At 56.0% G+C, this 5,700-nt stretch carries 7 protein-coding genes and 1 pseudogene; 5 read left to right on the top strand and 3 right to left on the bottom strand.

Annotated features, from left to right (window positions below; genetic code table 11):
- The 5 genes and pseudogenes from RMSM_RS42880 to RMSM_RS21315 form a co-directional block, all read left to right on the top strand.
- Positions 1-213: pseudogene (locus RMSM_RS42880) on the top strand (hypothetical protein); the annotation flags it as partial.
- A gap of 118 nt (positions 214-331) precedes the next feature.
- Positions 332-1,753 (top strand): 30S ribosomal protein S12 methylthiotransferase RimO, encoded by a 1,422-nt coding sequence (gene rimO, locus RMSM_RS21325; protein ID WP_008701083.1) that lies wholly within the window; start codon positions 332-334, stop codon positions 1,751-1,753.
- A gap of 179 nt (positions 1,754-1,932) precedes the next feature.
- Positions 1,933-2,391 carry a CDP-alcohol phosphatidyltransferase family protein gene (locus RMSM_RS21320; protein ID WP_008701080.1) on the top strand — a complete coding sequence of 153 codons (459 nt, stop codon included), beginning with the start codon at positions 1,933-1,935 and terminating at the stop codon, positions 2,389-2,391.
- Positions 2,391-2,531: a hypothetical protein gene (locus tag RMSM_RS42875; protein ID WP_008701078.1), complete on the top strand. Its 141-nt coding sequence runs from the start codon at positions 2,391-2,393 to the stop codon at positions 2,529-2,531. The genes RMSM_RS21320 and RMSM_RS42875 overlap by 1 nt, the downstream gene beginning before the upstream one ends.
- 12 nt (positions 2,532-2,543) lie before the next feature.
- Positions 2,544-3,464: a CPBP family intramembrane glutamic endopeptidase gene (locus RMSM_RS21315; RefSeq protein ID WP_008701076.1), complete on the top strand. Its 921-nt coding sequence runs from the start codon at positions 2,544-2,546 to the stop codon at positions 3,462-3,464.
- A gap of 334 nt (positions 3,465-3,798) precedes the next feature.
- On the opposite strand, the gene RMSM_RS21310 is transcribed toward RMSM_RS21315, so the two are convergent.
- From RMSM_RS21310 to RMSM_RS21300, 3 genes are all read right to left on the bottom strand, one after another.
- Entirely contained in the window at positions 3,799-4,737 is a 939-nt protein-coding gene (locus tag RMSM_RS21310) for a DUF1559 domain-containing protein (RefSeq protein ID WP_008701074.1), read from the bottom strand.
- Positions 4,738-4,758: 21 nt separating this feature from the next.
- A complete protein-coding gene (locus RMSM_RS37185) occupies positions 4,759-5,304 on the bottom strand; it encodes a hypothetical protein (RefSeq protein WP_144057835.1) in 546 nt (181 codons plus the stop codon).
- A 145-nt stretch (positions 5,305-5,449) separates the two neighbouring features.
- Positions 5,450-5,700 (bottom strand): acyltransferase (locus tag RMSM_RS21300; protein WP_040768721.1); only part of this gene is annotated, 251 nt, incomplete at its 5' end.

Here is a 5,700-nt window from a genome sequence, read left to right as displayed (position 1 = left end):
GTAGAGACTTTCGGCCACGTGAGTAAAACCGAAACTCTCTGCGAGTTTCGCTACGAAAAATGCTTCACAGCGTTGGCCGTATGCGCTGATCCGGCCTACCGTTTTTGGTTGCTCGACTGCACTTCAGCTTCATACCTAACTCGCCTTTTGGGGGGGCTATCCTCACGCAATTCCATCGCAGGCGACAAACACGGTGGGGCTGCGGCAAAATAACGGCGGGAATCCCGAGAAAGTCGGTAGCCAATTCGGCTTTTCTTGGGTTTAATTCAGCTGTCGCTGCGAAAATTCGTGCTGGCTTAGCTTTCCCCCCGTCCTTTTGTTTGTGCACTCCATGCAACTTCCTGTCGTCTCCGATACTCCATCTCCTCTGCAAAACCGTCCGGCGGGCGACGATTCTAGCAAGCGAGGCCGCTACGCCGTGATCAGCCTCGGCTGTCCCAAAAACCTGGTCGACACCGAACAGATGCTCGGTCGGCTCGATGAAGACGGCTATGCGATGGTCGATTCGGTCGACAATGCCGACTTTGTTGTCGTCAATACGTGCGGGTTTATCGATTCGGCGCGTGACGAGTCGCTTGGGGCAATCGACGAGATGCTGGCGCTGAAGCGACAGGGAAAAATTCGAAATGTGGTCGTCACCGGCTGTTTGGCGGAACGTCAACAAGGAAAACTGCTCGAGGCACGACCTGAAATCGATGCGATGATCGGCGTTTTTGGACGCAACGAGATCGTCTCGGTGATTGACCGATTGCAATCGGGGATCGAAGAGCAGCAGAAAATCTTTCGGCCTGCCCCGATCAATCCGCTCAGCGATGCGGTGCGAAGTGCGGTCACGCCACGGCACTTTGCCTATCTGAAAATCAGCGAAGGCTGCGATCGTCTTTGTACGTTTTGTGCGATTCCAAAGATGCGGGGCAAACACTACAGCAAGCCGATGGATCAAGTCATCGACGAGGCCAAGCGGCTTGGCGACAGCGGCGTCAAAGAGGTTGTCGTCGTGGCTCAAGACACAACCTATTACGGCAAGGACCTTTACGGTGCTCCGCGTTTGACGGAATTGTTGACCGAATTGGACAAGATCGATTCGGTCGAGTGGATCCGTTTGATGTACTTCTATCCGATGTACATCGACGACGCGTTGATCGATACCTTGGCGGGTGCCAAGCGAGTGTTGCCGTACATCGACATGCCGCTTCAACACGCCAGCGACACGATGCTGAAACGCATGGCTCGCAAGACGACTCGATCGCTGCAAGAAGAAATTCTCGGCAAATTGCGTTCGCGAATCGACAATCTCGTGATGCGAACGACGATGATCGCAGGATTCCCCGGCGAAACCGACGAGGATTTTGCGGAGCTGATCGATTTTGCCGAGCAGCAGCGATTCGAACACCTTGGTGTGTTCACCTATTCGGTCGAAGAAGACACGCCGGCGGCCAAGTTGCCCAACCGCGTGCCCAAAGAGGTGGCCGAGCGTCGGCAGGGCGAGTTGATGGCAGTCCAGCAACAGATCGCGTTTGAATGGGTGCAAAGCCGAATCGGAACGGTCGACGATGTCATCATCGATTCTCCGCTTCCAGAGCAAGAGGGTGTTTGGATCGGCCGGACACGCAGCGAGGCACCGGATATCGACGGAATCGTTTACGTATCTCCTTCGGACGACAGCGAGTCGATCCAGGTGGGAGATATCAAGAAATGTGAGATCGTCGCTTCGGACGGATACGATTTGATCGCCGCATCGCTGGGCGAGTAATCGAGATGATTTTACATTGCCGCGCAGCGACATTGCTGCAAAAGGCTCTGAGTGAATAGACCGCCATTAAGTGGTTTCAAATCGGGCGAGACTGTGTGAGGTCGCGTCGGGTTAGAAAACAGGGCCACTTCGCATTTGGGCGTGATCTGTTAGTCTTGGGACTTGTTACGGCACGATCTATGAGCACAAATTTGGCAATGACTTCAGCGACATCCACGTCGATCTACAATGTCCCCAACGCGTTGACGTCGGCGCGGTTCTTGTTGGCGATTGCGGTGGTGGTATTGATCCCCATGGGCTATTTCGCCTCAGCGATGGTGGTGTTTCTGATCGCCGCGTCGACTGATTGGATGGATGGCTATTGGGCTCGGAAATACGGGCAAGTCACCAAGTTGGGGCGGATCTTTGATCCATTCGTGGACAAGATTATCATCTGCGGATCGTTCATCGCGTTGGTCGAGCAGGCGGGATCGGGGATCGCATCTTGGATGGCCACAGTCGTGGTCGGCCGCGAACTGCTGGTGACCAGTTTGCGAGGGATTATCGAAGGGGGCGGCGGCGATTTTCAGCAAGCTGGCTGGGCAAATGGAAGATGGTTTTGCAGTGTGCGGCGATTGTTGCATCACTGTTGTGCTTGATGAGCACTCCGGTGGCCGCTTGGTTGTTGACCACGGCGACGATCCTGATTTGGTCCTCGATCGCGTTGACCGTCTATTCAGGTTACGACTACACGATGGCCGCCGCTCGCGTTATGCGTGGTGAGCAGGACGCCTCGTAACGGGACCACGACATGCAAATTGTTGACGCGGTGTTTGCCAGTACGGTCTTGATGATCGTTGTCGGGTGTGTCCTTTTATGGGGCAAGACGTTGCGGCAAGTCCTTCGCTCGGGGCGACCGTCGATGGACGTCATCTTGCCTGCGGAGGTTCGCGATCGACCTTTCTGGACCGTTGCCGATGCGATGTTGATGTTTGGGTTGAGCTTGGTGCTGACGCTGTTGACGGCCAAGCTTTTTGTGGCGATGGGCCAGATTCGTCCGACGACCGAAGGTTCGCCGCCGAGTTCCGATTTGTTGCTGGCGGGATTATCCGCCCAATCGGTCGGCGGTTTGATCGCCTTTACCGGCACGCTTGGTTTCCTGCGACTGATTCGATCCGATGCGGCAGAGCGATTGGGGTTGGTTTGGAAAGCCAAAGATGTCGTGGTCGGGCTGAAGGCGTCGTTGATGTTGATACCTCCGACGTTACTGATTGCTCACTTTGCATCGTTGCTTGTCGAGTACAAACACCCGGTGCTGGACGTGATGAAACAGTCACCGACACCGGTGTTCTTGATTGTGTTGTTTGTGGGAACCGCGCTCGTCGCTCCGTGGGTCGAAGAATTCTTGTTTCGAGTGTTGTTGCAAGGCGGTTTGCAGGCGTTTGCCGACCGGCCTGTGGAGACCGATACTCAAGAGGATCCGCTCGAAGAAGACGCGGTGGAGCTTTGGCGGCCCAAGAGTCTGTGGCCGATGTTTGCCACCAGTTTGATCTTCGCACTGATGCACGGTAATCAAGGTGCCGCCGCGATACCGCTGTTCTTTTTCTCGGTGGGACTTGGCTTTCTGTATCGCCAAACCGGACGCATCACCCCGTCGTTGGTCGTGCATGTTGTGTTGAACGGTTTCACGATGAGCGCCGAGATTCTGCGATTGTGGCTCACGCAAACCTAGAGGCCCCAGGGTGCGCTCCGCGACCTGGGCTTTGTTGTTGAACGCCTTCGGCGTCGGCGGGTAAATTTGGCGGCCTTTTTTTAACCGCAACGCTGTCCAGCAACATAGCGACGAGGTCGCACAGCGGAACGTCGGGGACGGCGTGGATGAGGCGGGAGCGTCGCGTGCAGTGCGTTCCCAGGCGGGAGCCTGAGGAACGAGTGTCCTGGTTCCCAGGCTGCTGCCTGGTAACCCACTGCCTTGCAGGCTCCTGCCTGCCCGGAGATTTTGGGCGTGGATGAGGCGGAGCCTCGGGTGCAGTGCGTTCCCAGGCGGGAGCCTCGTGAACGAGTGATTACCACTCCGATGCGATCACTTCGTGACCGTTTCGCGTCGACAGATCGAGGTAGGTGTTGTAGTTCATGTTGTAGGTTGCAAAGCGAACGCTGCCGTCGGCAAACGTCAAGTAACAACCGCCTTCGTGATGACTCCAGTAATGTTGCAGGTGCAAGTAATATTCGCTGCGTTTATGGTTGCCGTGCAAAAGACCCATTTTGGCGGAAATGTAGTGCTCACATTCATTACCGCCACAGATTGGCCAGCCCCAACCCAAGTCGTCGGGCATCGTTCGCTCGCCAAACAGAATCGTGGTGCTTGATCCATCCAGGATGTCGCGAAACCGCTTCTGGCTCTCGTTGTAGAACATCCCGTTGCCGTCATCGAATCCTGCGCCGCTTGGAATGCCGCCGCACGCTTGGTAGGTATTGTTGATGTCGTCGTCCAGGCTACCGGCGTTGCCGAGATAATTGATCGGGTTCAACACGCCACAGTCGCCCGAGAGCGGCAGCGGGCCAAGCGGACCGCTTAACAGTGATCGCCCCGAGCTTGGATCGCTCGGGCACATCAGCATCGCAATCGGTTTCGATGAGGGATCGTTGCCACCGCGAGCTTGCAAGTCCTTGATATGGTCGCCGCAGTGAGCTTGGGTGAAATCGATCGATTCGTAGCTTGCCGACTGTTCCATGAACGGCAGTACTTGTGAGACCATTCCCCATGAATAGCCGTTGGGGCCCGAGACGATGCTGCCCGAAGGAAATGTGTTGAACGCGGAATGGTAATTGTGAAGCGAAAGCGCGAACTGTTTCGAATTGTTGGAACAACTCATCCGTCGTGCCGCGGCACGTGCCGCTTGTACCGCCGGCAAAAGCAAACCGACCAAGACTCCGATGATCGCGATCACGACGAGCAGCTCGACCAGCGTGAATGCGTGACGGCGGGTTGAGAAAACGGGCATGACTTTTTGTAGTTTAGGATTTCATTCTTGCGTCGTTAACGCAAAGTTCTTGACGCTCTGGTCGTCTTGAGGCACCGAATATTCAAATTCCCACTTGCGTTTACCCTCTGCGGCGGAAGCCGACTGTCGCTTTCGACGCGAGGGGGGCGTTTTGGCATCGGTTCGTCGTTTTGGATCCACCGTCGCTGCTTCCATTTGGTCGTCAGCACTTGCATCGACGCTGTCAGTGCTAGCAACCGTTGATGGTGAATCCAAGCTGATGACGACGTGGTGCATTCCAGTATAAGGCCCATCGGAGTGCGTAAACTGATATTCCGCGTCGACAATCAGAGACGTTGCGGCGGGGCCAGAAGTTCCTCGGGCGGGTAGAAAGCTGATGGATCCAGCGGGGGCGGGGGCTCCGTCGATCGTGATTCGCCCCTGAACCGCCTTGCGTTGCGGGGATTCGCTCGAGCCACATCCAGTCATCAAAATGACGGCAATAAGCAAGAGGCCGAGGTGCGTCTGGTGCGAGTGCAGTTGCGTCTGGTGCGGAGACAGCATCTTGTGAGGGAGCAGGGGATTCAAGGCGAGTCTCGCAACTTGGCATAGGCGGGGGGCAAACCAGTGTTCAGAGAATAGGTCGCTGTATTGTACACCCGTACGCCGTGTCGATCGCGGACCGATACGAGGACGAATGCGGAAAAATGTACCGATGCCGAGCAGTGTGACGCTACAAGTCTTTCAATCGGCGCACCGCTTCGCGAGCGCGTTTGAGGAACTCGGTTTTGGGTTCACCGGCTTCGAGAAAGATCGGCGGGCCGATCGTGATGCAGCTCAGCAGTGGTACCGGCAAAAATTCGCCGCGAGGAAGGATGCGGTTGACGTTGTCAATGTAGACCGGCACAAGTTCCAGATCGGGCCGCTTTTTGCCCATGTAGTACAGGCCGCTTTTGAATGTGCCCATTTCATCGTCACTCGAAG

The sequence above is a fragment of the Rhodopirellula maiorica SM1 genome (genome assembly GCF_000346295.1).
In the GTDB taxonomy this organism is placed as follows: domain Bacteria; phylum Planctomycetota; class Planctomycetia; order Pirellulales; family Pirellulaceae; genus Novipirellula; species Novipirellula maiorica.
This window is presented reverse-complemented; position numbering and strand designations above follow the sequence as displayed.